At 76.0% G+C, this 26,624-nt stretch carries 28 protein-coding genes; 14 read left to right on the top strand and 14 right to left on the bottom strand.

The window, feature by feature from the left end:
• Positions 1 to 28 precede the first annotated feature (28 nt).
• Both ACYVOF_RS15850 and ACYVOF_RS15845 read right to left on the bottom strand, forming a co-directional pair.
• Positions 29 to 1,231 carry an acyl-CoA dehydrogenase family protein gene (locus ACYVOF_RS15850; protein ID WP_460868134.1) on the bottom strand — a complete coding sequence of 401 codons (1,203 nt, stop codon included), beginning with the start codon at positions 1,229 to 1,231 and terminating at the stop codon, positions 29 to 31.
• Between the two features lie 63 nt (positions 1,232 to 1,294).
• Positions 1,295 to 1,636, bottom strand: a complete 342-nt coding sequence (locus tag ACYVOF_RS15845) for a histone-like nucleoid-structuring protein Lsr2 (protein ID WP_460868132.1) — start codon at positions 1,634 to 1,636, stop codon at positions 1,295 to 1,297.
• A 136-nt stretch (positions 1,637 to 1,772) separates the two neighbouring features.
• Here ACYVOF_RS15845 and ACYVOF_RS15840 point away from each other — a divergent pair, with 136 nt between their 5' ends.
• From ACYVOF_RS15840 to ACYVOF_RS15830, 3 genes are read left to right on the top strand one after another with little or no spacing between them, the layout of a single operon-like run.
• Complete coding sequence (locus tag ACYVOF_RS15840) at positions 1,773 to 2,177, top strand: TOBE domain-containing protein (RefSeq protein WP_460868130.1); 405 nt, start codon at positions 1,773 to 1,775, stop codon at positions 2,175 to 2,177.
• A 52-nt stretch (positions 2,178 to 2,229) separates the two neighbouring features.
• Positions 2,230 to 2,994 (top strand): ABC transporter permease, encoded by a 765-nt coding sequence (locus tag ACYVOF_RS15835; RefSeq protein ID WP_460868472.1) that lies wholly within the window; start codon positions 2,230 to 2,232, stop codon positions 2,992 to 2,994.
• On the top strand, positions 2,991 to 4,067 hold the full coding sequence (locus ACYVOF_RS15830) for a sulfate/molybdate ABC transporter ATP-binding protein (RefSeq protein WP_460868129.1): 1,077 nt from the start codon (positions 2,991 to 2,993) through the stop codon (positions 4,065 to 4,067). Before ACYVOF_RS15835 ends, ACYVOF_RS15830 begins: the two co-directional genes overlap by 4 nt.
• 1 nt (position 4,068) lies before the next feature.
• Here the strand turns inward: ACYVOF_RS15830 and ACYVOF_RS15825 are convergent, their stop codons facing one another.
• A complete protein-coding gene (locus tag ACYVOF_RS15825; protein ID WP_460868127.1) occupies positions 4,069 to 5,121 on the bottom strand; it encodes a hemolysin family protein in 1,053 nt (350 codons plus the stop codon).
• Positions 5,118 to 6,503, bottom strand: coding sequence for a hemolysin family protein (locus ACYVOF_RS15820; RefSeq protein ID WP_460868125.1), 1,386 nt, complete (start codon positions 6,501 to 6,503; stop codon positions 5,118 to 5,120). Before ACYVOF_RS15820 ends, ACYVOF_RS15825 begins: the two co-directional genes overlap by 4 nt.
• A 143-nt stretch (positions 6,504 to 6,646) precedes the next feature.
• On the opposite strand from ACYVOF_RS15820, the gene ACYVOF_RS15815 reads away from it, so the two are divergent.
• Both ACYVOF_RS15815 and ACYVOF_RS15810 read left to right on the top strand, forming a co-directional pair.
• Positions 6,647 to 7,150, top strand: a complete 504-nt coding sequence (locus tag ACYVOF_RS15815) for a GNAT family N-acetyltransferase (protein WP_460868123.1) — start codon at positions 6,647 to 6,649, stop codon at positions 7,148 to 7,150.
• Between the two features lie 73 nt (positions 7,151 to 7,223).
• Positions 7,224 to 7,985 carry an HAD-IIA family hydrolase gene (locus tag ACYVOF_RS15810; RefSeq protein WP_460868470.1) on the top strand — a complete coding sequence of 254 codons (762 nt, stop codon included), beginning with the start codon at positions 7,224 to 7,226 and terminating at the stop codon, positions 7,983 to 7,985.
• 140 nt (positions 7,986 to 8,125) lie between these two features.
• Here the strand turns inward: ACYVOF_RS15810 and ACYVOF_RS15805 are convergent, their stop codons facing one another.
• Both ACYVOF_RS15805 and ACYVOF_RS15800 read right to left on the bottom strand, forming a co-directional pair.
• Complete coding sequence (locus ACYVOF_RS15805; RefSeq protein WP_460868121.1) at positions 8,126 to 8,704, bottom strand: DUF3817 domain-containing protein; 579 nt, start codon at positions 8,702 to 8,704, stop codon at positions 8,126 to 8,128.
• Positions 8,701 to 9,105, bottom strand: coding sequence for a YccF domain-containing protein (locus ACYVOF_RS15800; RefSeq protein ID WP_460868120.1), 405 nt, complete (start codon positions 9,103 to 9,105; stop codon positions 8,701 to 8,703). Before ACYVOF_RS15800 ends, ACYVOF_RS15805 begins: the two co-directional genes overlap by 4 nt.
• A gap of 138 nt (positions 9,106 to 9,243) precedes the next feature.
• Here ACYVOF_RS15800 and ACYVOF_RS15795 point away from each other — a divergent pair, with 138 nt between their 5' ends.
• Genes ACYVOF_RS15795 through ACYVOF_RS15775 form a run of 5 tightly spaced genes read left to right on the top strand, consistent with a single transcriptional unit; the run spans position 9,244 to position 15,367 of the window.
• Positions 9,244 to 9,930, top strand: coding sequence for a GntR family transcriptional regulator (locus tag ACYVOF_RS15795; protein WP_460868118.1), 687 nt, complete (start codon positions 9,244 to 9,246; stop codon positions 9,928 to 9,930).
• On the top strand, positions 9,927 to 11,987 hold the full coding sequence (locus ACYVOF_RS15790; protein WP_460868116.1) for a hydantoinase/oxoprolinase family protein: 2,061 nt from the start codon (positions 9,927 to 9,929) through the stop codon (positions 11,985 to 11,987). Before ACYVOF_RS15795 ends, ACYVOF_RS15790 begins: the two co-directional genes overlap by 4 nt.
• Before the next feature lie 3 nt (positions 11,988 to 11,990).
• Entirely contained in the window at positions 11,991 to 13,856 is a 1,866-nt protein-coding gene (locus ACYVOF_RS15785; RefSeq protein ID WP_460868114.1) for a hydantoinase B/oxoprolinase family protein, read from the top strand.
• Positions 13,857 to 13,860: 4 nt separating this feature from the next.
• Positions 13,861 to 14,481 carry an isochorismatase family protein gene (locus ACYVOF_RS15780; RefSeq protein WP_460868112.1) on the top strand — a complete coding sequence of 207 codons (621 nt, stop codon included), beginning with the start codon at positions 13,861 to 13,863 and terminating at the stop codon, positions 14,479 to 14,481.
• Positions 14,474 to 15,367 carry an isocitrate lyase/PEP mutase family protein gene (locus ACYVOF_RS15775; RefSeq protein ID WP_460868110.1) on the top strand — a complete coding sequence of 298 codons (894 nt, stop codon included), beginning with the start codon at positions 14,474 to 14,476 and terminating at the stop codon, positions 15,365 to 15,367. Before ACYVOF_RS15780 ends, ACYVOF_RS15775 begins: the two co-directional genes overlap by 8 nt.
• 89 nt (positions 15,368 to 15,456) lie before the next feature.
• On the opposite strand, the gene ACYVOF_RS15770 is transcribed toward ACYVOF_RS15775, so the two are convergent.
• Positions 15,457 to 15,711: a hypothetical protein gene (locus ACYVOF_RS15770; protein ID WP_460868108.1), complete on the bottom strand. Its 255-nt coding sequence runs from the start codon at positions 15,709 to 15,711 to the stop codon at positions 15,457 to 15,459.
• A 153-nt stretch (positions 15,712 to 15,864) separates the two neighbouring features.
• Between ACYVOF_RS15770 and ACYVOF_RS15765 the strand changes: the two genes are divergently transcribed.
• Positions 15,865 to 16,500 carry a hypothetical protein gene (locus tag ACYVOF_RS15765; protein WP_460868106.1) on the top strand — a complete coding sequence of 212 codons (636 nt, stop codon included), beginning with the start codon at positions 15,865 to 15,867 and terminating at the stop codon, positions 16,498 to 16,500.
• Between the two features lie 6 nt (positions 16,501 to 16,506).
• Here ACYVOF_RS15765 and ACYVOF_RS15760 read toward each other — a convergent pair whose 3' ends face one another.
• The 4 genes from ACYVOF_RS15760 to ACYVOF_RS15745 are packed head-to-tail and all read right to left on the bottom strand — an operon-like array spanning position 16,507 to position 19,516.
• A complete protein-coding gene (locus ACYVOF_RS15760; RefSeq protein ID WP_460868104.1) occupies positions 16,507 to 17,241 on the bottom strand; it encodes a hypothetical protein in 735 nt (244 codons plus the stop codon).
• 10 nt (positions 17,242 to 17,251) lie between these two features.
• Positions 17,252 to 17,803: a hypothetical protein gene (locus ACYVOF_RS15755; protein ID WP_460868102.1), complete on the bottom strand. Its 552-nt coding sequence runs from the start codon at positions 17,801 to 17,803 to the stop codon at positions 17,252 to 17,254.
• Positions 17,788 to 18,285 carry a hypothetical protein gene (locus ACYVOF_RS15750; protein WP_460868100.1) on the bottom strand — a complete coding sequence of 166 codons (498 nt, stop codon included), beginning with the start codon at positions 18,283 to 18,285 and terminating at the stop codon, positions 17,788 to 17,790. The genes ACYVOF_RS15755 and ACYVOF_RS15750 overlap by 16 nt, the downstream gene beginning before the upstream one ends.
• On the bottom strand, positions 18,278 to 19,516 hold the full coding sequence (locus ACYVOF_RS15745) for a PrsW family glutamic-type intramembrane protease (protein WP_460868099.1): 1,239 nt from the start codon (positions 19,514 to 19,516) through the stop codon (positions 18,278 to 18,280). The genes ACYVOF_RS15750 and ACYVOF_RS15745 overlap by 8 nt, the downstream gene beginning before the upstream one ends.
• A 367-nt stretch (positions 19,517 to 19,883) precedes the next feature.
• Between ACYVOF_RS15745 and ACYVOF_RS15740 the strand changes: the two genes are divergently transcribed.
• From ACYVOF_RS15740 to ACYVOF_RS15730, 3 genes are all read left to right on the top strand, one after another.
• Positions 19,884 to 21,497 carry an AMP-binding protein gene (locus tag ACYVOF_RS15740; protein WP_460868097.1) on the top strand — a complete coding sequence of 538 codons (1,614 nt, stop codon included), beginning with the start codon at positions 19,884 to 19,886 and terminating at the stop codon, positions 21,495 to 21,497.
• Positions 21,498 to 21,614: 117 nt separating this feature from the next.
• Positions 21,615 to 22,019, top strand: coding sequence for a cold-shock protein (locus tag ACYVOF_RS15735; protein WP_460868095.1), 405 nt, complete (start codon positions 21,615 to 21,617; stop codon positions 22,017 to 22,019).
• Entirely contained in the window at positions 22,016 to 23,443 is a 1,428-nt protein-coding gene (locus ACYVOF_RS15730) for an amidase (RefSeq protein WP_460868468.1), read from the top strand. Before ACYVOF_RS15735 ends, ACYVOF_RS15730 begins: the two co-directional genes overlap by 4 nt.
• A gap of 21 nt (positions 23,444 to 23,464) precedes the next feature.
• Here the strand turns inward: ACYVOF_RS15730 and ACYVOF_RS15725 are convergent, their stop codons facing one another.
• The 3 genes from ACYVOF_RS15725 to ACYVOF_RS15715 all read right to left on the bottom strand — a co-directional run bounded on the left by ACYVOF_RS15725 (position 23,465) and on the right by ACYVOF_RS15715 (position 26,613).
• Positions 23,465 to 23,980 (bottom strand): DUF2771 domain-containing protein, encoded by a 516-nt coding sequence (locus ACYVOF_RS15725; protein ID WP_460868092.1) that lies wholly within the window; start codon positions 23,978 to 23,980, stop codon positions 23,465 to 23,467.
• Positions 23,981 to 24,012: 32 nt separating this feature from the next.
• Positions 24,013 to 25,719 carry an MFS transporter gene (locus tag ACYVOF_RS15720; protein ID WP_460868090.1) on the bottom strand — a complete coding sequence of 569 codons (1,707 nt, stop codon included), beginning with the start codon at positions 25,717 to 25,719 and terminating at the stop codon, positions 24,013 to 24,015.
• Between the two features lie 66 nt (positions 25,720 to 25,785).
• Complete coding sequence (locus ACYVOF_RS15715; protein ID WP_460868089.1) at positions 25,786 to 26,613, bottom strand: glutaminyl-peptide cyclotransferase; 828 nt, start codon at positions 26,611 to 26,613, stop codon at positions 25,786 to 25,788.
• Between the last annotated feature and the right edge of the window lie 11 nt (positions 26,614 to 26,624).

Here is a 26,624-nt window from a genome sequence, read left to right as displayed (position 1 = left end):
CCGGGGGCCGCGTCGACACCCCGGGTGCTCAGTGCCTGCCCAGCTCGGTGCGGGCCACGCTGCGCAGGTGCACCTCGTCGGGGCCGTCGGCCAGCCGCAGCGTGCGGGCGCCCGCGTAGAAGCCGGCCAGCGGGGTGTCGTCGCTGACCCCGGCCCCGCCGTGGACCTGGATGGCCCGGTCGATGACCCGGCACGCCATGCGGGGGGTGATGACCTTGATCCCCGCGATCTCGGTGGCTGCGCCGCGCGCGCCGTGGTGGTCGATCAGCCACGCCGTCTTGAGCACCAGCAGCCGGGCCTGCTCGACCTCCAGGCGGCTCTCGGCAATCTGCTCGCGCACCACGCCCTGCTCGGCGAGCGGCCGGCCGAAGGCGACGCGCTCCTGGGCGCGGCGGACCATGAGGTCGATGGCGCGCTCGGCCATGCCGATCAGCCGCATGCAGTGGTGGATGCGCCCGGGGCCGAGGCGGGCCTGCGCGATGGCGAAGCCCCCGCCCTCCTCGCCGACGAGGTTGCTCACCGGCACCCGCACGTCCTCGAAGCGCAGCTGGGAGTGCCCGTGCTGGTCCTGGTAGCCGAACACCGGCAGGTGGCGCTCGATGGTCAGGCCCGGGGTGTCGCGGGGGACCAGCACCATCGACTGCTGGCGGTGCCGGGCCGCCTCGGGGTCCGTCTTGCCCATGACGATGAAGACGGCGCAGCGGGAGTCGGCCGAGCCCGAGATCCACCACTTGCGCCCGTTGATGACGTACTCGTCGCCCTCGCGCCGGATGGACGTCTCGATGTTGGTGGCGTCCGAGCTGGCCACCTGGGGCTCGGTCATGGCGAAGGCCGAGCGGATCTGCCCGTCGAGCAGCGGGTCGAGCCACTCCGCCTTCTGCTGCGGGCTGCCGAACAGGTGCAGGGTCTCCATGTTGCCCGTGTCGGGCGCCCCGCAGTTCGTCGCCTCCGGGGCCAGGTCCGGCGACCAGCCGGTCACCTCGGCGAGCTGGGCGTAGTCCACGTTGGACAGCCCCGAGACGGCGGGCAGGAACAGGTTCCACAGCCCCAGCTCGCGGGCGCGGGCCTTGAGCGTCTCGACCTGGGGCGGCAGCTCGTGCTCGCCGGGGGTGCCGCGACGCTCGGCGCGCCACGCGTCGTACCCGGCCTCGGCGGGCAGCACGTCCTCGTCGAGGAACGCGCGCATCCGGGCGGTGAGCTCGACGGCGGTGGCGGAGGGGGCGAAGTCCATGCTCCGCACTGTGCCACCGCGGGCGTGACCCCGACCACACGGGGAGGCCCCGTGCGGGGACGGCTAGTGCGCGGCCTCGTAGGCGTCGGCCACGGCGGTGGGGATCCGCCCGCGGTCCGACACGTCGTAGCCGTTGCTGCGCGCCCACTCCCGGACGGCCGCGGTCCGCTCGCGGTCCGCGGCCTTGCGCACGGTCGTGCCGGAGCGGCTGCCCGACGAGCGGCGGCCGGAGGTGCGGCGGGCGTGGTCGACCCAGTGCGCCAGGTCGTCGCGCAGCTTGCCCGCGTTCTCGACCGACAGGTCGATCTCGTACTCGACCCCGTCGAGGGCGAAGCTGACCGTCTCCTCGGCCACCCCGTCCCCGTCCAGGTCGTCGATCAGCTCCACGACCGTCTTGCTCGCCATACCGCGCTCGTCCCTCCTGGGTCAGATGATCAACACGAACGGTAACCCAGCTGTGTCCGGACCGTTCCCGCAGTGCGGTCCTGCAGTCTGGCAGCCCCGTGACACCGTCGCACGTGCGGCCCTAGGGTGGGCGATCGTGCCGATGATGCGGATCCGCGACGCCGCCGACCTCCTCGGCGTCAGCGACGACACCGTCCGGCGGTGGGTCGACGGCGGCACCCTGGGCGCCCACAAGGACGAGGCCGGCCGGCTCGTCGTCGACGGCGCCGACCTCGCCCGGCTCGCGGTCTCGCACGCCAGCTCGCCGCGCGACCCGTCCGGCGTCGCCCGCTCCGCGCGCAACCACTTCGTCGGCCTCGTCACCAAGGTCGTCGCCGACGGCGTCATGGCCCAGGTCGAGCTGGCCTGCGGCCGCCAGCGCGTGGTCTCCCTCATGAGCAGCGAGGCGGTCCGGGAGCTGGGCCTGGAGCCCGGCGTCGTCGCCACGGCCGTGGTGAAGGCGACCACGGTCGTGGTCGAGGTCGCCGGTGCGCAGGGCTAGGCGCACCCACCCGGCCCGCACCCACCCGGCCCCGTCCCGTCCCTACACGGCCCTGCCGCGCTGGCTGCTGCTGCCCGCCGCGGTGGGGGCGCTGCTGGTGCTGCTGCCGCTGCTCGCGGTGGTGCTCGAGGTCCGGTGGTCGCAGTTCTGGCCGCTGGTCACCTCGGAGTCCTCCCGGGCGGCGCTGGCGCTGAGCCTGCGCACCGCGTCGGCCAGCACGGTGCTGTGCGTGGTGCTGGGGGTGCCGATGGCGCTGGTGCTGGCCCGCACCCGGTTCCGCGGCCAGTCGGTGCTGCGGTCGCTGGTGCTGCTGCCCCTGGTGCTGCCGCCCGTCGTCGGCGGCATCGCGCTGCTCTACACGTTCGGCCGGGTGGGGCTGCTGGGCGGCACGCTGGAGGCGCTGGGCCTGCGGATCGCGTTCTCCACCACCGCCGTCGTGCTGGCACAGACCTTCGTCTCCCTGCCGTTCCTGGTGGTCAGCCTGGAGGGCGCGGTCCGCACCGCGGGCCACCGGTACGAGGCGGTGGCCGCGACGCTCGGGGCGCGGCCCTCGACCGTGCTGTGGCGGGTGACGCTGCCGCTGGTGCTGCCGGGCCTGGTCTCCGGCGCGGTGCTCGCCTTCGCCCGCGCGCTCGGCGAGTTCGGGGCCACCCTCACCTTCGCCGGCAGCCTGCAGGGGGTGACGCGGACCCTGCCGCTGGAGATCTACCTGCAGCGCGAGACCGACCCCGACGCGGCCGTCGCCCTCTCGCTGGTCCTCGTCGTGGTGGCCGTGGTGGTCGTGGTCGCCGCCCGCGGCCGGGAGGCCGTGCGGTGAGCGGGCTCGTGGTCCGCGCCGGGCTGGCCGGGCGTGACGTCAAGCTGGACCTCGAGGTCGGCCCCGGCGAGGTCGTCGCCGTGCTCGGGCCCAACGGGGCGGGCAAGTCCACGCTGCTCTCGCTCGTCGCGGGGCTGCTCGCGCCGACCCGGGGCCGCATCACCCTCGACGGCACGGTCCTGGCCGACGCAGCGGCGGGCACCCACGTGCCGCCGCACCGGCGCGGGGTGGTGCTGCTGGCCCAGCAGGCGCTGCTGTTCCCCCACCTCACCGCGCGGGAGAACGTCGCCTTCGGGCCGCGCAGCCGCGGCGGTGGGCGGGCCGCGGCCCGGGTGGCGGCCGACCGGTGGCTGGCCGCCGTCGACGCCACGGGGCTGGCCGACCGGCGCCCCGCGCAGCTCTCCGGCGGGCAGGCGCAGCGGGTGGCCGTGGCCCGGGCGCTGGCGGCCGACCCCCGGCTGCTGCTGCTCGACGAGCCGATGGCGGCGCTCGACGTCACCGCCGCGCCCGCGCTGCGCCAGCTGCTGCGCACCGTGCTGCGCACCCCCGGGCAGGCCCGCGCCGCCCTGCTCGTCACCCACGACGTGCTCGACGCGCTGGTGCTCTCCGACCGGGTGGTGGTCGTGGAGGCGGGCCGGGTGGTCGAGGCCGGGCCGACCCGCGACGTCCTCGCCCGGCCGCGCAGCGCCTTCGCCGCCCGGGTGTCGGGGCTGAACCTCCTGGCCGGGACGGTCGAGGCCCAGGGGGTCCGGCTGCCCGGGGGCGGGCTCGTCGCGGGGGTGCTCGGCCCCGGGTGCGCGCCCGGCACGCCCGCGGTGGCGGTCTTCGGCCCCCGGGCCGTCGCGGTGCACCTCGGGCGGCCCGGCGGCAGCCCCCGCAACGCCGTCGAGGTGGAGATCGCCTCGGTGGAGCCGCGCGGTGACCTCGTGCGGGTGCGGGCGGCGGACGGCCCCACCGGGGCGGGCCTGCTGGCCGACGTCACGGCCGCGTCCGCCGCCGAGCTCGAGCTCGTCCCCGGCGGGCGGGCGTGGTTCGCGGTCAAGGCCACCGAGGTGGCGGTCCACCCGTCCTGAGTCAGCCGGCCTCGCGGGACCCGGCCAGCCCGGCCACCTCGCCGACCAGCTCCTCCACGACGTCCTCCAGGGCGACCAGGCCCACCAGCTCGCCGGTGTCGCCGCGGCGGACCCGGGCCAGGTGGGCGCCCCGGTGCTGCAGCCGGCCCAGCACCTCGCGCAGCGAGTCGGCCGGCGCCACGTCGGCCAGCCGGCGCACCCGGTCGGGGTCCAGGGCGTCGTCGCGGCGCTCCGCGGGGGTGCCGAGCAGGTCCTTGACGTGGACGTAGGTGCTCAGCCCCCCGTCCTCGTCGCGCACCGGGAAGCGGGAGAAGCCGGTGCTCGCGCAGAGCTCCTCCAGCTCCCGGACGGTGGCGCCCGGCGCCACGGTGACCAGGTCGGCCAGCGGCATGAGCACCTGCTCCGCGGTGGCCTCCTCGAGCTGCACGGCGGCGGTGATGAGCTGCTGGTCCTCGGCGTCGATGGCCCCCTCGCGCCCGGACTCCTCGACCAGACCGACGACCTCCTCGGCGGTGAAGCTGGAGGCGACCTCGTCCTGCGGCTCCACCCGCAGCACCCACAGCACCGCGTTGGCCGACGCGTTGAGCGCGACGATGAGCGGCTTGAGGGCGCGCACCACCGCGTACATCGGCGGGCCGAGGACCAGGGCGGCGCGCTCCGGCCCGGCGATGGCCAGGTTCTTGGGCACCATCTCCCCGAGCACCATGTGCAGGTAGACGACCACCAGCAGGGCGATGGCCAGCGACACCGGGTGCAGCAGCCCGTCGGGCAGGCCCAGGGCGTGCAGCGGCACCTCGACCAGCGCGGCCACGGCGGGCTCACCGACGGCACCGAGGCCCAGCGAGCACAGCGTGATGCCCAGCTGCGAGCCCGCCATGACCAGCGAGACGTGCTCCATCGCCTTGAGGGTGGTGCGGGCGGCGCGGGAGCCCTCGAGCGCGCGGGGCTCCACCTGGGAGCGGCGCGCGGAGACCAGGGCGAACTCGGCGCCGACGAAGAAGGCGTTGCCCGCCAGCAGCAGCAGCGCGACGACGACGGCAGGCCCGGCGCTCACGCCTGCTCCCCGTCGGCGGTGGCGCCGTCCGTGGGGGTGCCGCGGCGGTCCAGGCGGACCCGGTCCACCCGCAGCCCGTCGAGCCGGGTGACCCGCAGGCCCACCCGCACCGGGGTGGGCAGGCCGTCCTCGTCGGTGCCGACCGTGTCGCGGGCGTCGACCTCGACCTCGTCGTCGACCTGGGCGAGGCGCTCGAGCCGCTCGGTGAGCAGCCCGGCCAGGGTGTCGGTCTCGGCCGGCTCCGGCAGCTCCAGGCCGGTGAGGTCCTCGACCTCGTCGGGCCGCAGCAGGCCCGACAGCGACCAGCCGCCGTCCTCGAGCTCGCGCACCCGCGACAGCGGCCGGTCCTGCTCGTCCTGGATCTCCCCGACGATCTCCTCGACCAGGTCCTCCAGCGTGGCCAGGCCGTGGGTGCCGCCGTACTCGTCGACGACCAGGGCGCACTGGGTGGGGCTGGCCCGCAGCTCGCGCAGCAGACCGTCCAGCGGCATCGTCGCCGGGGCCACCGGCACGACCGTGGCCAGCTCGCCGACGGTGCGGGTGGCGCGCTCCGCCTCGGGCACGGCCAGGGCGTGCTTGAAGTGGATGACGCCGCGCACGTCGTCGACGCCGTGGCGCAGCACGGGGAAGCGGGCGAAGCCGGTGCGGGCGGAGAGCGCGATGACGGCCTCGGCGGTGTCGTCGACGCCGAGGGTGCGCACCCGGGCGCGGGGGGTCATCACGTCGGCCGCGGTCCGCGAGCTGAACTTCGTCGCCCGCTCCACCAGCTCGGCGGTGCGGGCGTCGAGGGTGCCCTCGCTGCCGGAGCGGGCGGCGAGGCTGCCCAGCTCCTGGTGGCTGCGGGCCGAGGCCAGCTCCTCGCGGGGCTCGATGCCCCCGGCGCGCAGCAGGGCGTTCGCGCTGCCGTTGAGCACGGCGATAACCGGCCGGGTGACGGCGGTGAACGCGCGCTGCGCCCCGATGACGACCCGGCCCACCCGCAGCGGCTCCGCGATGGCCCAGTTCTTGGGCACCAGCTCGCCGAGCACGGCCTGGAAGGCGGTCGCGACCGTGACGGCGACGACCACCGACACCGTCACGACGGCACCCCCGCCCAGGCCCAGCAGGCCCAGCGGGGTGCGCAGCAGCCGGGCCAGGGACGGCTCCGCCAGCGCCCCCACCACGAGGCTGGAGACGGTGATGCCCAGCTGCGAGCCCGAGAGCTGCGTCGACATCGAGCGCAGTGCGGTGCGCAGGCTCGCGGCGCGGCGGTCCCCGCCCTCGGCGGCCCGCTCCACCGCCGCGCGGTCCGCGGTCACCATCGAGAACTCGGCCGCCACGAACAGCGAGTTCGCGGCCACCAGGGCCACGGCCACGGCCAGCAGCAGCCACTCGGTCAGCACGCCGACCACCCCGCGGTCGGTCGCCCGCGCCGAGCTGGACCTGGACCTGGACCTGGCGAACACCCCGGAACGGACACCCGGCGCATCCTGCCCGCCGCGCGGGCCGCGCGCCCAGGGGTGGCCGGACGGGGGACGATGGCCCGGTGGTCCCGTCCGCGACGATCCGTCCCGCGACCCGGGCCGACGCGCCGGGGTGCGCCGCGGTGTACCGGCCGTGGGTGGAGGGCACCGCGGTGAGCTTCGAGGCCGTCGCCCCCGACGCGGCCGAGGTGGCGCGCCGGATCGACGCCGCCCGGGCCTGGCTGGTCGCCGAGGAGGCGGGCACGGTGCTGGGCTACGCGTACGCCGGGGTGTTCAACGCCCGCGCCGCCTACGACGCGTCCGTCTCCACCAGCGTCTACCTGGCGCCGGACGCGCGGGGCCGCGGGCTCGGCGGCGCGCTGTACCGGACGCTGCTGGGCGGGCTGCCCGCGCTGGGGGTGCACCGGGCGTTCGCCGGGGTCGCCCTGCCCAACCCGGCCAGCGAGGCGCTGCACGCCCGGGTCGGGTTCACCCCGGTGGGGGTGTTCACCGAGGCGGGCCACAAGCTCGGCCGCTGGCACGACGTCGCGTGGTTCGCCCACGACCTCGTCGGGCTGGGACGATGAGGGGGTGGACCCCGAGACGACCCAGGACAGCACCCCCGCGAGCGAGCCGGCCCCCGCCGGCTGGACCTACCTCATGGACATGGACGGCGTGCTCGTCCACGAGGACCACCTGGTGCCCGGGGCGGACGCGTTCCTGGCCGAGCTGACCGGGCGCGGCGTGCCGTTCGTCGTGCTGACCAACAACTCCATCCGCACCCCGCGCGACCTGCGGGCCCGCCTGCTGGCCACCGGTCTCGACGTGCCCGAGGGTGCGATCTGGACCTCGGCGCTGGCCACGGCGGCGTTCCTGCAGGAGCAGCGGCCCGGCGGCTCGGCGTACGTGGTGGGGGAGTCGGGGCTGACGACGGCGCTGCACGACGTCGGCTACGTGCTCACCGAGCGCGACCCCGACTACGTGGTGCTCGGGGAGACCCGCACCTACTCGTTCACCGCCATCACCCAGGCCATCCGGCTCGTCGAGCGCGGGGCCCGGTTCATCGCCACCAACCCCGACACCACCGGTCCGTCGCGCGACGGGTCGCTGCCCGCGACCGGGGCGGTGGCTGCGCTCATCACGGCCGCCACCGGCAAGGCGCCGTACTACGTGGGCAAGCCGAACGCGCTGATGATGCGCTCGGCGCTGCGCAAGATCGGGGCGCACTCGGAGAACACCCTCATGATCGGCGACCGGATGGACACCGACGTGCTCTCCGGGCTCGAGGCGGGGCTGCAGACCATCCTGGTGCTCACCGGGATCTCGACGCCGGAGTCGGTGGAGAGCTACCCGTACCGGCCGACCGCGGTGCTGGACTCGGTGGCCGACCTCGTGGGCCGCACGGCCGACCCCTTCGCCTAGCCCCGGGAGCGCCCTGGGCCGCGAAAAGTGCGCCCAGCGCGGCCGGCGGGTGCGCTGGACCGCGAATAGTGCGCCGAGCGCGGCCGGCGGGTGCGCTGGACCGCGAATAGTGCGCCCGGCGCGAGCCCAGGGGGCGCGGGTCAGGGACGGGCGAGGGTGCTGACGGGATCGCGGCTCGACACCCAGCGCTCGAAGAGCACGGTGCCGAACGGCGGCAGCGAGGCCACGAGCCCGATCACGGTGGAGAGCCGGCCCCACCGCAGCGGCGCGGCCACCCACAGCGTGGTCAGCACGTACAGCGAGAACACCGCCCCGTGCAGCGGGCCGAAGATCTTCACCCCGATCTCGTCGTGCACCACCAGGTACTTGAACACCATGCCGACGAGCAGCCCCGCCCAGGTGACCGCCTCGGCCACGGCCACCACCCGAAACACCGTGAGCTGGCGGTGCAGCCGCGCCCGGTCGGCGGCCGACCACGCCGGCAGCGGGCCGCGGGCGAGCACGCCGGCCCACCAGCGCGTCCCGCTCATGAGATGCAGCCCGGCCAGCAGCAGCCCCAGCGGCATGAGCAGCCAGAGCAGGGTCAGGGCCAGCGGCGGCTCCGACCCGGTGGCGGCGGCGACCACGAACACCGCGACGATGGCCAGCAGCCCCAGGCCGAAGCAGACCAGGCCCGCGGTGAGCAGCGGGGCGCGGCGGTCCTGGCCGGTGGTGGTCACCGGGCGCCCTGGTAGCGGGGGACGAGCGCGTCGGAGTCGACGATCTCCTTGCCCAGCGGGAGCAGCGAGACCGGCACCAGCTTGAGGTTCGCCCACGCCAGCGGGATGCCGATGATCGTCACCGCGAGCAGGACGGCGGAGACGACGTGGCCCAGCGCGAGCCACCAGCCCAGCAGCACCAGCCACAGCACGTTGCCCACGGCGGACCCGAGGCCGGCGGTGGGCCGGGCGACGACCTCGCGGCCGAACGGCCACAGCGCGTACGCCGCGATGCGGAACGACGCGATGCCGAACGGGATGGTCACGACGAGCACGCACGCGACGAGGCCGGCCACGACGTAGCCGACGGCCAGCCAGAAGCCCGCCAGCACGAGCCAGATGACGTTGAGGACGAGGCGCACGCCTCCAGGGTAGGCCGGGGCCACCGGTGCGGCCCCGGGCGAGACGACGCCACCCGATTGCATGCAACCGGACCACCTGTCACGGGAACGTCCCGAACGACCCTGGACTTCGCGCCGGATTGCACACAAGATCGGCGGATGACCGGTCCGGGTGTGACGACGGCCACGCAGCGCGCGCACGCCGTCCTGCGCGCGGAGATCCTCGACGGCACCCGCCCCGCCGGCACCCGGCTGCGGGAGGACACCCTGGCCGAGGAGCTGGGCCTGAGCCGCACCCCGGTGCGCGAGGCCCTGGCGCGCCTGGGCACCGAGGGCCTCGTCGAGCACCTCGCCCACCGCGGCGCCCGGGTGTCGAGCTGGTCGGCCGAGGACCTGGAGGAGACCTTCGAGCTGCGCGCCGTCCTGGAGGGCCTCGGGGCGCGGCGCGCGGCGGAGCGGGCCACCCCGGAGGACGTCGCGGGCCTGCGCGCGCTGTGCACCCGGATGGAGCAGACGATCCCGCCCGGTGCGCCCCGCGACCTCGACGCGCTCACCACCCTGAACAGCCGGTTCCACCACGAGCTGCTGCGCGTGGCGGGCAGCGCGCGGCTCGAGGCGATGGTCGACGCCGTCATCCACGTGCCGGTGGTGATGCGCACCTTCGTCCGCTACTCCGACCACGCCCTGGCCCGCAGCCAGCACCACCACCGCGAGCTGTGCGACGCCCTCGAGGCGCGCGACGGCGGGTGGGCGGAGTCGGTCATGCGCAGCCACGTCCTCGCCGCCCGCGCCCAGCTCGTCCCGACCCCCGCCCCGGACCCAGCAGCACAGGAGGAGCCCGCATGACCTACCGACTCGGCGTCGACGTGGGAGGGACGTTCACCGACGTCCTGCTCGTCGACCAGGACAGCGGCGAGACGTGGCGCGCCAAGACGGCGTCCACCCCGGCCGACCAGTCCACCGGGGTGCTGCACGGCATCGACCTGGTGTGCGGGCGGGCGGGGGTGGCCCGCGGTGACATCGCCTCGGTGCTGCACGGCACCACGGTGGCCACCAACGCGATCCTCGAGGGCGCCGGCGCGACCGTCGGCCTCGTCACCACCGAGGGCTTCCGGCAGGTGCTGCAGATCGCGCGCTCGTTCGTCCCCGGCGGGCTGGCCGGCTGGATCATCTGGCCCAAGCCGGAGCCCCTCGCCGCGCTGGAGAACACCGTCGAGGTGCCCGGCCGGCTGGCCAGCGACGGCACCGAGGTGACCCCGCTGGACGAGGAGGCCACCCGCGCCGCGCTGCGCAGCCTGCGCGACAACGGCATCGAGGCCCTGGCGGTCAGCCTCATCAACTCCTTCGCCGACGACCGCCACGAGCGGCGGGTGGCCGAGCTCGCGGCCGAGGAGCTGCCCGGCGTGCCCGTCTCGCTGAGCTGCGAGGTGCTGCCGGAGATGCGGGAGTACGAGCGGACGGTCACCACCGTCGCGAACGCGTACGTCCAGCCGCGGGTGGCGCGCTACGTCGGGTCGCTGCAGCGCGAGCTCGAGTCCAGCGGGGTCGGCGGCCAGCTGGCCGTGCTGCGCTCCGACGGCGGGCTCGCCGCCGCCGAGGTCGCCGCGTCGGACCCGGTGACGCTGCTGCTGTCCGGGCCCGCGGGCGGGGTGACCGGGGCGGTGTGGGTGGCCGAGCAGTGCGGCGTGCCCGACCTGCTCACCTTCGACATGGGCGGCACCTCCACCGACGTCGCCCTGGTGCAGGGCCTGCAGCCGCGGATCGGCCGCGAGACCCAGGTCGGTGACCTCACCGTCCGGGCGTCGTCGGTCGACGTCCGCACCGTCGGCGCCGGCGGCGGCTCGATCGCCCACGTCCCCGAGCTGACCAAGGCGCTGCGCGTCGGGCCGCAGTCCGCCGGCGCCGAGCCCGGCCCCGCGGCGTACGGCAAGGGCGGCACCGAGGCCACGGTGACCGACGCCAACGTCGTGCTGGGCTACCTGCCCGCGAGCCTGGCCGGCGGCGAGATCACGCTCGACGTCGAGGCCAGCCGCCGCGCCGTGCAGGCGGTGGCCGACGCCGTCGGGCTGCCCAGCGCCGAGGCGGCCGCGGCGGGGATCATCGACATCGTCAACGAGAACATGCTCGGCGGGCTGCGGCTGGTCAGCGTGCAGCAGGGCTTCGACCCCCGCGACTTCGCGCTCACCGCGTTCGGTGGGGCGGGACCGCTGCACGCCAACGCCCTCGGCAAGCTCACCGGGGCGTGGCCCGTGGTCATCCCGCCCTCGCCCGGCGTGCTCTGCGCCCTGGGGGACGCCACCACCTCGGTGCGCGACGAGTCCGCCCGCACCTGCCTGCGCCGCTTCGGCGACCTCGACGGCGACGAGCTGGCCCGCATCCTCGGCGAGCTGCGCGAGGCCACGGCCGGGCGCATCGCCGCCCAGGGGGTGCCGGCCGAGGAGCAGGTGGTCCGCCTCGAGGTCGACGTCCGCTTCTTCGGCCAGGGCTTCGACATCCCCGTCCCTGTCGACCCGGCGTGGCTCGACGACCCGGGAACGGCGCTCGAGAAGGTCGCGGCGGCCTTCGACGCCGACCACGAGCGGCTGTTCAGCTTCCTCGTCCCCGCCGACCACGAGCTGGTCAACGCCCGCGCCACCGTCTCCGGGCCGCGCCCGCACGTGCAGCCGACGACCCTGCCCGACGGCGACGGCAGCCCCGCACCGGAGCGGACCGCCCCGGTCTACGTCGACGGCGCGTTCGTCGACGCCGGTGTGTTCGACCGGGCGGCGCTGCGGGCGGGTGACGTCGTCACCGGCCCCGCCGTCATCACCGAGATGGACTCCACCACCCTCGTGCTGCCCGGCCACCAGGCGCTGACCCACGCCTCCGGGAGCCTGCTCATCAACCCCACCCAGGAGGGCTGAGCCATGGCCACCATCACCCAGACCGCGACCGACGAGCTGCCCCGCGTCGACGTCGACCCGGTCACCCTCGACCTCATCGAGAACGGGCTGCGCAACGCCCGCCACGAGATGGACGAGGTGCTCTTCCGCACCGCGCTGAGCCCCGGCATCCGCGAGCAGCACGACGAGTTCCCGCTCATCGCCGACCCCAGCGGCAAGATGGTCGTCGGCCAGTTCGGACTGTCCATCCCGGACTTCCTCGACGGCTTCGACGGGGAGATCGGGGAGGGCGACGTGCTGCTCACCTCCGACCCCTACGCCTGCGGGGCGGCCATCAGCCACGCCAACGACTGGCTCGTGGTGGTGCCGATCTTCCACGAGGGCCGCCTCGTGGGGTGGAGCTCGATGTTCGGCCACATGTCCGACGTCGGCGGCAAGACCCCGTCGTCCATGCCGACCGACGCCCGCACCATCTACGAGGAGGGCGTCGTCATCCCGCCCTTCACCCTCTACCGGGCGGGGGTGCTGAACTCCGACGCGCTGCGCATCATCCTCAACCAGGTCCGCGTGCCCGACTGGAACCGCGCCGACCTCAACGGCCTCGTCGCCGCGTGCCGCACCGCGGGGCGCCGGGTGTCCGAGATGTGCGACCGCTTCGGCACCGACACCTACCTCTCGGCGCTCGAGGACCTGCTCGCGCGCAACCACTCCGCCATGAAGGCGCTGCTGCACCTGGTGTTCGAGGAGGGCCGCACGCTCACCTTCACCGACCACATCTGCGACGACGGCGTCGGCTACGGCCCCTACGAGCTGGTCATCTCGCTGACCCGCACCGGCGACGTGGTGCACCTGGACCTGACGGGCTCCTCCCCGCAGGCGGTGGGCCCGATCAACTACTACATCAACGAGAACCTGATCCGGATGTTCTTCGGCATCTACATGATCACGGTGGCCGACCCGCAGATCCTGTGGAACGACGGCTTCTACCCGCTCATCGAGGTGACCATCCCCGAGAAGTCGTTCTGGAAGCCCGAGCACCCCGCGGCGCTCAACGCCCGCAACCACGGCATCGGCCGGGTGTTCGACCTGTTCGGCGGGCTGCTCGGCCAGACCAACCCCGCGCTGCTCAACGCGGCCGGCTTCTCCTCGTCCCCGCACTTCATGTACTCCGGGCACCACACCACCGGGGAGCGGGCCGGGGAGTGGTTCCAGCTGTACTCCATCGGGTTCGGCGGCATCCCGGGCCGCCCGCTGGGCGACGGGCCCGACGGGCACTCGCTGTGGCCGAGCTTCACCAACATCCCGTGCGAGTTCCTCGAGTCCTACTACCCGCTGCGCATCGAGCGCTGGGAGACCATCCCCGACACCGGGGGCGCGGGCCTGCACCGCGGCGGCAACGGCGTCGACGTCGCCTACCGGTTCCTCGAGCCCGGCACCATCACCATCCACGACGACCGCTGGCTCACCTACCCGTGGGGCGTCAACGGCGGCACCCCCGGGGCGCGCGGGCGCAAGGTGCTCGAGCGGGCCGACGGCTCGACCGAGGTGCTGCCCAGCAAGTGCGACGGCGTGGCCGTCGGTGCGGGGGACCTGCTGCACTTCATCACCTGGGGCGGCGGCGGCTGGGGCGACCCGCTCGAGCGCGACCCCGCCCTGGTGGCCCTGGAGGTGCGCCGCGGGTTGGTCAGCACGGACGGGGCCGAGCGCTACGGCGTGGTGCTCGACGGGGCGGCGGTCGACGCGGAGGCCACCGAGGAGCTGCGAGAGTCGTTGCGCAGCAGCCGCGGTGAGCTCGCGACGTTCGACCGCGGCCCCGACCTGGCCACCATCCTCGCCAACTGCGAGGCCGAGACCGGGCTGCCCGCCCCCACCGCGCCGGTGTGGACGTGAGCCGGTGAGCACGCCGTTCGGCGGGCGGCTGGGCTGGGGCGAGCGTCCGGCCCTGCTGCTCGTCGACGTGGTGACGGCCTACCTCACCCCGGGCAGCCCCTTCGACCTCGGCGAGCGCGGCGGCCCCGCGCTCGCCGGGTGTCTGCGCCTGCTCACCGCGGCCCGCGAGGGCGGGGTGCCGGTGGTGCACACCCTGGTCGCCTACACCGCGGGCATGGCCGACGCGGGCCCGTTCGGCCGCAAGGTGCCCGCGCTGGCCGTGTTCGCCGACGACGACCCGCGCGGCTGGGGCGCCGAGGCTGACGAGCTCACTCCGGCACCGGGCGAGCTGGTGGTGCGCAAGCAGCACGCGTCGGCGTTCCACGGCACCTCCCTGGCCGCGACCCTGACCTCGCTGGGGGTCGACACCCTCGTGGTGGCAGGGTTCTCCACGTCCGGGTGCGTGCGCGCGAGCGCCACCGACGCCTCCGCGCACGGGTTCGCCCCGGTGGTCGTCGGCCCCGCCTGCGGGGACCGCACGGCCGCGGTGCACGAGGCCAACCTGCACGACCTGGACGCCAAGTACGCCGACGTCGTCGACACCGACGAGGCGCTCACCCAGCTGAGACGAGGACCCCGTGGCTGACCTGATCACCGCCCGCCCCAACCCCCGCGCCCGGCTGCGCGCGCTGCTCGCCGCCGACGCGCCCGTCATCGCCCCCGGCGCCTACGACGGGCTCAGCGCACGCCTCGTCGAGCAGGCCGGGTTCGACGCCGTCTACATGACCGGGTTCGGCACGGCCGCCTCGCTGCTCGGCCGCCCCGACGTCGGGCTGCTCGGCGGTGCGGAGATGACCGACAACGCCCGCCGCATGGCCCAGGCCGTCGACGTCCCACTCATCGCCGACGCCGACACCGGGTACGGCAACGCCGTCACCGTGGTGCGCACCGTGCGGGAGTACGAGCAGGCCGGGGTGGCCGCGCTGCAGCTCGAGGACCAGGTGGCGCCCAAGCGGTGCGGGCACATGACGGGCAAGGCCGTCGTGGACACCTCGGAGATGGTCGCCAAGATCGCGGCCGCCGTGGCGGCCCGGCAGGACCCGGACCTCGTCGTCATCGCCCGCACCGACGTCGCCGAGACGCAGGGCACGGACGCGGCGATCGAGCGGGCCAAGGCGTTCCGCGACGCGGGGGCCGACGTGCTCTTCGTCGAGGCGCCGCGCACCGAGGCCGACGTCGAGCGCGTGGCGACCGAGCTCGCCGGCACCCCGCTGCTGTTCAACTGGGTGGAGGGCGGCAGGACCGCGCCGGTGTCGATGCCCGCGCTGCACGAGATGGGCTACCGCCTGGTGATCCTGCCCGTGAGCACGCTGCTCGCGGCGACCACGGCCATGCGCGGGGTGCTGGACACGCTGCGCGCCACCGGCAGCTCGACCGGGGAGGGCGGGCCGCAGCTGCACGGGTTCGACGACTTCCTCGACGTCATCGGCCTGCCGGAGGTGCGCGCCCTGGAGCAGCGCTTCGCCGGCTGAGCCCGCCGAGCGCCGGTGTGTTGCGTGCCCGGGGGCCTGCTGCCCCGCCACACACCGGCGCTCGACCCCGCTGCCCGTGCGGGTGCGGCTCAGTCGCTGCCCGCGCCGCCGTCCGAGCCGCCACCGCCCCCGCCGTCCGAGCCGCCGCTGTCCGCGCCCCCGTCGGCCCCGCCGTCCGCCCCGCCGTCCCACGCACCCCCGTGGTGGTGGCCGGGGCCGCTGTCGCCGTACCAGGTCGGGCCGGTGTCACCGCCGTCCCCGGACCCCCGGACGCCGCGTCCCCGCCGCGCCACCAGCAGGGCGACCACCCCGACCACGACCACCACGACGATCACCGTCGTCACCACGACCACCTCCGCGCGGGGCCCGTCCCCGGTGGGGGGAGCCTGGCCGACCGGTGCGGCGAGCACCAGGGCCGGGCGCACCCGTCGCGGAGACGTCGGTGCACGGCTGTGCCACCCTGGACCCGGCGTCGGCACGAGCGTGGGAGTGGTGCGGTGGGGGAGCAGGAGCGTCCGGGGGGCAGGCACGCCGCCCACGGGGACGGCGGGGTCGGCCGGGGCGCGCCCTGGCGCACCACCGACGCCTCGACCCTCTCCCGGCCAGTCAAGATCGGGCTCGGCGCGCTGGGGGTGGTCGCCGCTGCCCTCGTCTCGGCGGCGGTGACCATGGGCGTCAGCGGCACCGGGCTGAGCACCCCGGCCGCGGTCAGCTCCGACGCCGTGCCCGCCGCGCCCACCGGCACGCAGCCCCCGACCACCTCGGCCCCGGTGACGGCCACGACCACCCCGCCGGCCACCACGACCACCGCCCCGGCGGCACCGCCGAGCACCACCGCGGCCCCGGCACGGCCGACCACCGCGGCGCGCACGACCACGACCGACGACCCGACCACCGACCCCGGCACCGCCGACCCCGGCACCGTCGACCCCGGCACCGCCGACCCGGGACCGGCCCCCGCCGCCCCGGCCCCGGTGCCCCTCGACCCGGCCCCGGTCGACCCCGGTGCCCCCGCGTTCCCGCTGCCGCCGTTCGTCCCGCCCGCCCCGGCCCCGACGACGACCAGCCCGGCCCCGGTCACGACCACGTCCTCGACCCCGACGGTCACCCCCACGACGACGCCCCCGGGCTGACCGCGCTCACCACATCGGGGACCGCGGCAGCAGGGGCGAGCCGAGCAGCGCGAAGCGGTCGAGCAGCGTCCACGTCACCGCGGTGCCCCCGCCGCTGGTCACCCACGCCGGCAGCGCCGCACCGCGGTGGTCGAGGGAGCGGGCGAGCACGGGGCTCACGTCGAGCGCGACGGCGTGCGCGAACCAGCGGGCGTCGACCCGGCCGGGGTACTGGGCGATACCCCGCTGCAGCGCGCGGGCCTCGGGAGCCGCCCCGGTGTGCGCCCGTGCCGCCTCCCGCAGCGGTCGGACGACCCGGGCCACCGCGCCCCGGGTCAGGTTCGGGAACCGCACGTCCCCGGCGTCGACCCCCACGACGTGCAGCAGCACGCGCTCGTGGGCGGCGAGCTCGTCCTCCCCGTCGGCGGCGGTGAGGGTCCACCACGGGGTGTCGCCCGCCCCGGTGCCACCCAAGCGCAGGGTCAGGTGCAGGTGTCCGCGACGCGCGAGGTCGAGCAGCGTCGCCGTCACCTGCTGGTAGCCGGCGTCGGGCAGCACGAGGGCGCCCAGCTCGCCCGGCGGCACCGCCGCGGGCCCGTCGAACCGGGTGGGGCCGTCGACCTCCCGGGCGAGGTGGAAGGCGCGGTCACCCGTGCCGAGCCGGGGCCGGGGCCTCGGCGGCCGCAGCCGCGGCGCCACCAGCAGCGCGGCGACCGGCAGCCCGACGAGCAGCGCGGCCACCACGGCCAGCCCGACGATCACGGCCGCGGCCTCAGGCTGCGCCCAGCACGGCGAGCCGCCGCTCGAGCCGCCGACCGCGCGTCGCGAGGCCGCCCAGGGCGACCGCGAGCAGCAGGGCCGACAGGACCAGCACGCGGTCGTGCGCGGTGAGCGCGAGGACGAGTCCGGCCGCCAGGAGGGCCCCGCAGGTCCCGAGCGTCACCGCGCGACGTCCCCGCCACGCGTCGAGGTCGAGCCGCACGATGCTCAGCGCCGCCGTCCGGGCGGCCGGGTCGGCCGGGGCGGGGCCCCGCGCCGTCGCCCGTGCGGCCTCGCGCTGCTGCGCCCGGGTGAGCCCCGCCAGCTCGGGACGGGGGCCGCGGGTCCGTTCGCGCCACGCCGACGCCGAACCGACGCCCACGCCGAACAGCGCACCGATGACGAGCCCGGTCCGCACCGCGGCGGGCCAGGGCAGCGCCTGCCGGCCGAGGTGGTGGGCCACCGCCTGGAACGCGGCGAAGTACACCCCGCTGAGCACGCCCCGGGTGGTGCCCCGCACCCACCACGGCGCGACGGACAGCCGCCACGTCACCGCGACCACCACCCCGGAAGCCGGACGTCGGCGTGCGGGGCCCACTCCTGCAGCGACTCGGCAAGACCCTGGAACCCGTAGCGGGTGATGATGACGAGGCCGGGCCCGGAGCGGCTCCGCAGCAGCTGGGCCCCCCGGCCCAGGGGCAGCGCGCCGAGCCTGGTCACGTCGTCGAGGTCGATCACCCCGGACCGCAGCGGCGTCGCCCACCGCACGCCGTCGGCGTCGACCGACACCCGGCTGCACACCCGCAGCAGGAACCAGTACGCGTTCCAGGCGAGGGCGGCGACCCACGCGGCGGTGAACAGCACCGGGGGGTGCGCCGTGCGCACCGAGGCGATGACCACGGCGACGGCGACGCACCCGAACAGCCCGACGCCGGCCAGCACGGCCCCGCGGTAGAACCCGGGCGGCCCGAAGCTGGCGGGCGACGGCCCGCGGCGACGGTCCTCGGGCCTCGACTGCCGCAGCCGCTCGTACGCGTCGTCAGCCACGGTCCACCCCCGGCGCCCCCGTCGAGACGTGCGGCGGCACCTGGCCGCGGCGCGGTCCCGCCGGGCGCCACCGCGGTGGCTGCAGCCCCACCTCCTCCGGGGGCACCAGCTCCCGGACCGAGCGGCGCAGCCACTGGTAGGCCACCACGAGCAGCACCAGCAGGGCCAGGGTGACCAGCCCGGGGGCGTAGCGGCCCAGCACCCGGCCGATGGCGACGTCCTGCACGTCGTGCAGCGCGACCGCGCCCAGCCAGGCCACCAGCGCCGTCCGGCCCAGCAGCCGGGACCCGCTGCGCCACACCGCGAGCCAGACCACGGCGGCCGCCGCCGTCGTCACCCACGGGTGCAGCAGCTCGACCAGGGAGCGGACCTGCAGCAGCGAGAGACCCACCACCCGTCCGGCCGCCGCGTCCCCGGCCGCCGCCGTGCTCGCACCGCGCAGCCGCACCAGGTAGGAGACGCCCTCGCCCAGCCCGAAGACCGCCGACCCGACCAGCACCACCCCGACCCCGAGCCGCGGGTCGCGCCAGCGGGGCCGGCGGTACCAGAGCAGCGCCGCCAGCAGCAGCTTCGCCGTCTCCTCGATCGGGCCGGCCATGGCCAGCCGCGCCGTCAGCGACGACGCCACCCCCGGCAGGTGCTGCTGGGCCAGCTCGAGGCCGATCGCGACGACGCTCGCCAGCGCCCCACCGGCCAGGCCCCAGCCCAGCACCGCGCGCACCGGCCCGGCCCGCCCGACGTGCACCCGACGCTCCAGCGACCACACCGCCGCGGCGAGCGTCGCCCCGCAGGCCAGCGCGGCGCCGACGCCCAGCAGCACCCGGTCCGGCGGTGCCGAGGCGGTGCCCAGCACCACCGCGACCACCCCGGCGACGACCCCCAGGACGGCGACCCACACCCGCGGCGAGCCGACCAGCGCGAGCAGCCGTCGGGAGTAGCCGGGCGCACCGACGGCGGGGTCGGCGAGCAGCGGCCCGGTCCAGGCGTGGCCGTCCCAGTGGCGGACCAGCCCGGGCCGCCCGGTGCGCCACAGGCCGACCGACCCCACCGGCCGGTCCGCGGGCACCGACGCGACGACGGGGCGGGGGCCGGGCAGCGGGCCGGCCCCCCGGGAGTGCCGCAGCCGGTCGTAGGGGCTCGACGCCGCGGCGGGCACCGGCGGCGGGGGCAGCGGCGGGCGGGGGTCCGGGCCCGGCGCGCCGCCGAGCTCCCTGGTGTCCGGCTCGGCCACGGTGCGCTCCCCCGGGGGGCCCGGCCGCCCGTCGGACCCGGGTGCCCCGCAGGCCGGAGTGTGCACCGCGGCAACGACTCCGACCCGCCCATCACCACCTCGGACACCGATCCGTGACCGTGGTCCGGACGGCGCGGGACGAACCGGGCAGCCGCGCGGTACGGCGCCGTGATCACCAGGACGTGGTGGCGCCGTCCGCGACCGGGAGCCGCCCTGACGTCCTGATGACCGCCGCCGGTCACCACCGGCGAGCACCGGTGTCCGGAAACCGGACAGCCGACGACGACCGCCCGCTCGCTATGGTTCAGGTCACACCGCAGGAGACCCGAGAAGAGCCCCGCACGAGCACCTGGAGGCCGAGCCCGTCATGGCTGCACCCGCGCACGACACCGGACCGTCCACCCCCGCGCTGCTCGAGGACACGATCGGGGCGAACCTGGCCGCCACCGTCGCCCGGTTCGGCGGCCGCGACGCGATGGTCGACGTGCCCACGGGCCGGCGGTGGACCTACGACGAGCTGCTCGCCGCCGTGCGCCGCCTCGCCGCCGGGCTCCTGCGCCTCGGGGTCGGCCCCGGCGACCGCGTCGGCATCTGGTCGCCCAACCTGCCCGAGTGGACCCTGGTGCAGTACGCCACCGCGGAGATCGGGGCGGTGCTGGTCAACGTCAATCCCGCCTACCGGGTGCACGAGCTGGAGTACGTGCTCACCCAGGCCGGCATCCGCACCGTCGTCGCCGCGCGGCAGTTCAAGACCTCCGACTACGCCGGCATGCTCGCCGAGGTCGGCCCCCGCTGCCCCGCGCTGCAGGAGGTCGTCCTCATCGGCAGCGACGAGTGGACCGCGCTGGCCGAGGGGGAGGCCGACGACGACGCGGTGGCACGGGTCGCGGCCGGGCTCACCACGGACGACCCGATCAACATCCAGTACACCTCGGGCACCACGGGGTTCCCCAAGGGCGCCACCCTGAGCCACCGCAACATCCTCAACAACGGCTACTTCGTCGGCGAGCTGGTGGGCTACACCGAGGCCGACAAGGTCGCGATCCCGGTGCCCTTCTACCACTGCTTCGGCATGGTGATGGGCAACCTCGCGTGCACCACCCACGGTGCGACGATGGTCATCCCGGGCCCGGGCTTCGACCCCGTCGCCAGCCTCACCGCCGTCGCCCAGGAGCGCTGCACCTCCCTCTACGGGGTGCCGACGATGTTCATCGCCGAGCTGGCCCTGCCCGGCTTCGACGGCTACGACCTGTCCAGCCTGCGCACCGGCATCATGGCCGGCTCGCCGTGCCCGGAGCAGGTGATGCGCAAGGTCATCGACGTGATGCACATGGACGACGTCTCCATCGCCTACGGCATGACCGAGACCTCCCCGGTGTCGCTGCAGACCCGCACCGACGACTCCCTGGAGCGCCGCGTCGGCACCGTGGGCCGCGTCGGCCCGCACCTGCAGGTCAAGGTCGTGGACCCGGCCACCCGGGAGACCCTGGGGCGCGGCGAGACCGGCGAGCTGTGCACCAAGGGGTACTCGGTGATGCTCGGCTACTGGGAGGAGCAGGCGAAGACCGACGAGGTGCTCGTCGACGGCTGGATGCACACCGGGGACCTCGCGGTGATGGACGACGACGGCTACGTCCAGATCACCGGCCGCATCAAGGACCTCGTCATCCGGGGCGGGGAGAACGTCTACCCCCGCGAGGTGGAGGAGTTCCTCTACACCCACCCCGACATCCTCGACGCCCAGGTCATCGGGGTCCCGGACGAGAAGTACGGGGAGGAGCTCATGGTGTGGGTGCGGATGCGTGAGGGCGCCACCCCGCTCGACGCCGACGCCGTCCGCGCGTTCTGCGCAGGCAAGCTCGCCCACTACAAGGTGCCGCGCTACGTCAAGGTCGTCGACGAGTTCCCGATGACCGTGACCGGCAAGGTCCGCAAGGTCGAGATGCGCGAGGTCGCGGCCGCCGAGCTCGCGAGGGGCTGAATTCCCGCGCGACCCGACGGGGCCCGCCGGGCTAGGCTGAAGCACGACGCGCCCCTGGTGGGCGCGTTTCGTCGCGCCGGGACCGCTGGGCGACACGAGACGAAGAGGGTGTGTGCGGTGCCGACCGGCAAGGTGAAGTGGTACGACGCGGAGAAGGGCTTCGGCTTCGTCTCCCAGGAGCAGGGGGAGGACGTCTACGTCCGCAGCTCCGCGCTGCCCGCGGGCGTCGAGACCCTCAAGGCCGGGCAGAAGGTCGAGTTCGGCATGGCCTCGGGCCGCCGCGGGCCGCAGGCGCTGAGCGTCTCCCTCGTCGAGCCGGCCCCGTCGATCAAGAACAGCGGGCCCGGCGCCGCGCCCAAGAAGCACACGCCCGACGAGCTGCACGGCATGGTCGAGGACATGATCAGCCTGCTGGAGTCCCGGGTGCAGCCCGAGCTGCGGCGCGGCAAGTACCCGGACCGGAAGATGGCCCAGCGCATCTCCGAGGTCGTGCGGGCGGTGGCCCGGGAGCTGGACTCCTGAGCGAGCTGACCCGGCTGGCCGGCGTCGAGCTGGCCGGCCTGGTCCGCCGGGGCGAGGTCAGCGCCCGTGACGTCCTCGAGGCCCACCTCGAGGTGCTCGAGCGCGCGTCCTGGACCAACGCCGTCGTCGCCACCCGGTACGCCGCCGCGCGGGCCGAGGCCGACGCCGCCGACGCCCGGGTGGCCGCGGCCGCGCCGGACGAGGTGCTGCCCCCGCTGCTCGGGGTGCCCGCCACGGTCAAGGAGCTCATCGCCGTCGAGGGCATGCCCAACACCGGGGGGTTCGGCTTCCGCAAGGACTACCGTCCCCGGGCCGACGCGCCGGTGGTGGCCCGGCTGCGGCAGGCGGGGGCGATCGTCGTCGGCACCGGCAACGCCGCCGGACCGCTGTACTGGGCGGAGACGCTGAGCTTCGTGCACGGCCGCACCAACAACGTCTACGACCCGACACGCACCGCGGGCGGCTCGTCCGGCGGGGACGGTGCGGCCGTCGGCTCGGGCGGCTCGGTGCTCGCACTGGGCTCCGACCTGGCCGGCTCGCTGCGCATCCCCGCCGCGCTCAACGGCGTGTTCGCCCACCTGCCCAGCCCTGGCCTGGTGCCGACGACCGGCCACTTCCCCATGCCGTCGGGCCGCATCCGCCGCGCCATCGCGCTGGGGCCGATCACCCGCCGCGCCGCCGACCTCGAGCCGGTGCTGCGCGCCATCGCCGGCCCGGACCCGGGCGACCCCGCCGTGGTGCCCACGGCCATCGGCGACCCGGCGACGGTCGACCTCGACGGGATGACCGTGCTGCTCAGCACCGACCACACCCTCGTCCCGGTGCGCGAGGAGCTGCTCACCGCCCGGCGCCACGCCGCGGAGGCGCTCGAGGCCCGCGGCGCCCGGGTCGGGGAGTACCCGCTGACGCAGCTGCGGTGGACCGTCGGGCACATGCTGGCGCTCGTGCTGGCCGACCTCGACGCGGGGGAGAGCCTGCGCGACATCCTCACCCCGACGTTCCTGCCCCGCGGCCGGCGCGGCGCCTGGTACGTCGAGGCCCCGCTGGGGGCGCTGGGCCTGCTCGAGCGCTCCCCGGTGCGGGCGCTGCGCTCCGCCGCCGCCGGGCGCGCGCTCGACGCGGTGCGCCGCACGGCCGACGACCTCACCGAGGCGCTCGACGGGGGCGTCCTGCTGCACCCGCCGTTCCCGCGGGCCGCGCCGCACCACGGCCGCACCGTCGCCCAGCCCTGGGTGTTCGGCAACACCCTCGCGTTCAACCTGCTCGCCCTGCCCACCACGCAGGTGCCGCTCGGCCTCGACCGGCAGGGCCTGCCACTCGGGGTGCAGGTCGCCGCGGCCGACGGCGACGACCACGTCACCATCGCCGTCGCCCAGGAGCTGGAGCGGGCGATGGGCGGCTGGGTCCCCCCGCCGCTGCGCTGACCGGTCGGCCCGGGAGCCGGCTCAGCCGCCCTGGACCTGGTTTATGACGGCGGGGTCGGTGGAGATGCCCCACGTCGCGCTGGCCTGCGGCACCCCCTGGGCGTCGACCACCGACGAGGGCAGCTGCACCTCGGCGCCCGCGACCTGCTCCCGCGGGTCCGCGGAGCCCACGGTGACGGCCAGGCGCTCGCCGGGCCGGAAGAAGCGGTCCTCGGTGCGCTGGGTGCCGTCGGGCTCGGTGAACACGCTGATCAGCCGCCACGGGGCGTCGGCGATCTCCGAGGGCAGCGAGATCTGCAGCGACTTGCCGCGGGGCACCGGCAGGGTCGCGGTGGCGCCGACCTCGCAGGAGGTGATGGCCACGTTGCAGAACAGCGTCGGGGGCACGGTGATCGTCTCCCCGCCGGCGTAGGCCGTCAGCTGCGGGTTCTCCGGGGTGCCCCCGGGCAGCAGGACGACGACGGCGGCGGTGAGCGCACCGGCGAGGACCAGGGCCACGAGGGCCAGCACGGCGGCGGTGAGGCGGGTGCGGGTCACGGCGCCGAGTGTAGGGACGCCGCGGGGCCGGCTCAGCGGACGCGGGCGGCCCGGGCCGAGCGGCGGGGCCGGCGGCCCCCGAGGTTCGGCACCATCGTCGAGCCCCGCCGGGTCAGCTCGGTCTGCAGCAGGCCCAGGCCCAGCACCACCGAGATGACGGTGAAGCCGATCCACCACTCGGCGGGCAGCAGCACGCCGAGCGCGCCGCCGAGCACCCAGCCCAGCTGCAGCACCGTCTCGGAGCGGCCGAACGCCGAGGCCCGGGACTCCTCGGCCACGTCGCGCTGGATGGTGGCGTCCAGGCTGACCTTGGCCAGCGAGCTCGTCGAGCCGGCCACCAGCCCCACCACGGCCGCGGTGGCCAGGCCCGGCACCGCGGCCGCCAGCACCACCGAGGCCAGCGCCACCGAGGTGCACCACAGCACCACCGCGTCGGGCCGGCCCATGGGCAGCCGGGCCCCGGCGGCGTTGCCGACGAAGCTGCCGGTGCCCGCCGCGGCCCCGATGACGGCGAGCATGGCCAGCTGCACGCCCGGCTCCTGCTCGGTGTGGGCCTTGACGACGAACGCGGCGAACAGGGTGAGGAACCCGGTGAGCACCCGGGTGGTGGTGTTGCCCCACAGCGCCATGAGCACGCGGCGGCCGATGGGCTCGCGGGGGGCCCGCCGGCCCCGGGGGCGCTCGGCCGCCGGGGCGGTGGGGTCGAGCCGGGGCAGCCGCGCGGTGCCGTTCGGCCCCGGGTCCTGGTGGTGGATCAGCGTGGTGGGCACCTCGCCCTCGGTCACCTCCACCCAGGACGGGATCCGCAGGCACAGCCAGGCGCCCACCAGCATCACCGCGGCCGTGAACACCAGCGAGCCGGCGGAGCCGGTCACGGCCGCGACGCCGGAGGCGACCGCGCCGACCACCCCGCCGCCGACGAGGCCGAACACCGTGAGCCGGGAGTTGCTGGTGACCAGGCTGATCCCCGGGGGCAGCACGCGCGGCATCACCGAGGACTTGAGCACGCCGAAGGACTTGCTCAGCACCAGCACGCCCAGGGCGGCGGGGTAGAGCAGCCAGTTGTCGAAGTTCACGGCCATGACCACGGCCAGCACGGCGCGCAGCACGAACGACCCGGACAGCGCCAGCCGCCGGCCCCGCTGCACCCGGTCGAGGGCCGGGCCGACGAGCGGGGCGATCACCGCGAACGGGGCGACGGTGATGAGCAGGTACAGCGCGACGTTGGCCTTCGACTCGGCCGTGGCGGCGGCGAAGAAGAGCGTGTTGGCCAGGGAGACGGCGATGGCGGCGTCGCTGGCGTACCCGGCCATCACCGCGTAGGTCAGCGACGTCAGGCCGGACTCGTCGGCGCCGTCCGCGGCGGCGGCCCGGTGGAAGGTGCGCAGCCCGCTGCGGGTGAGGTCGCGGCTGCGCTGGGCCGCGACCCGCGTCACGGTGACCTTGCGCGGCCCGTCCGGACCGGCGCCGTCCGCACCCCCGCGCCAGCCGGCGCGGCGCACCCGCTCCCACGGGGCGGGGGGCAGCGGCGGCAGCGGGGACGGGCCGATCGACGCCGGCGTCACCGGCAGCAGCGGCACCGCCTCGGTGGGGGCGTCGTCCGCGGCCGGGCCGGGCGCCCCGTGCCGCGGCAGGGCCACGGTGGGCTGGTCGTCCGCGGGGCTGCCGGCGCCGCGCGAGCGGTTCCCCGTGGGCACGGCTCGGCGCGGCTCGCCCGGCCGTCCGTCGTGTGCGCCCACGTCGACCCATCCTGCCGCACGGCGGGGCGGGCCGTCGCGAGCCGTGAGCGGTGTCGCGGGGTCGGGTCAGGCGGGGACGAACCTCACCTCGAACGTGGTCGGCCACAGCTTCCCGGTGAGCAGGAAGCGGTCGGTCCCCGGCACCGCCGCGATGCCGTTGAGCACGTCCGCGCCGCGGCGCTGGTCGGTCGGCAGCAGGCCCGTGGCGTCGACCACGGCGGTGACGTCCCCGCTGGTGGGGTCGATGCGGACGATCGAGTCGGTCTGCCACACGTTGGCCCACACCTGGCCGTCGACGCACTCGAGCTCGTTGATCTCCCGCAGGGGTGCACCGGCCAGGGTCACCGCGACGCCGCCGGTGGCGGCGAACGTGGTGGGGTCGCGGAAGGTGAGGCGGTCGGTGCCGTCGCTCATCACCAGCCGCGGGCCGCCGGGCGCGTCGGCCTGGGTGCACAGGCCCCAGCCCTCGCCCTCGTAGGACGCCCGCCCCGTCTCGGCCAGGGTCACCGGGTCGCGGCGGAAGGCGACGTGGTCCTGCCAGGTGATCTGCCACAGGCTGTCCCCGGCCAGGGTCAGGCCCTCCCCGAACAGCGACGGGTCCAGCGCCACCTGCGCGGTGACGGCCCCGGTGGCCGGGTCGGTGCGGCGGACCGACGAGCGGCCCTCCAGCCCGGTGCCCTCGAACAGCACGCCGCCGTCGAGCTCGAAGCCCTGGGTGAAGGCCTGCGGGTCGTGCGGGGTGGTGGCCAGCACGTCGGGGCGCAGGTGCTCGACGCCCGGGGCGGTGGTGCTCGCCGGCGCCGGCTGGGCCTGCGACGGCCCGGAGCCGCACCCCGCGAGCACCACGGTCGCGAGCAGCGCGGCGAGCACGGGCAGGGGGCGGTGGCGCGGCACGCCCCCCAGTC

The organism is Rhodococcus aerolatus, assembly GCF_054783215.1.
This window is presented reverse-complemented; position numbering and strand designations above follow the sequence as displayed.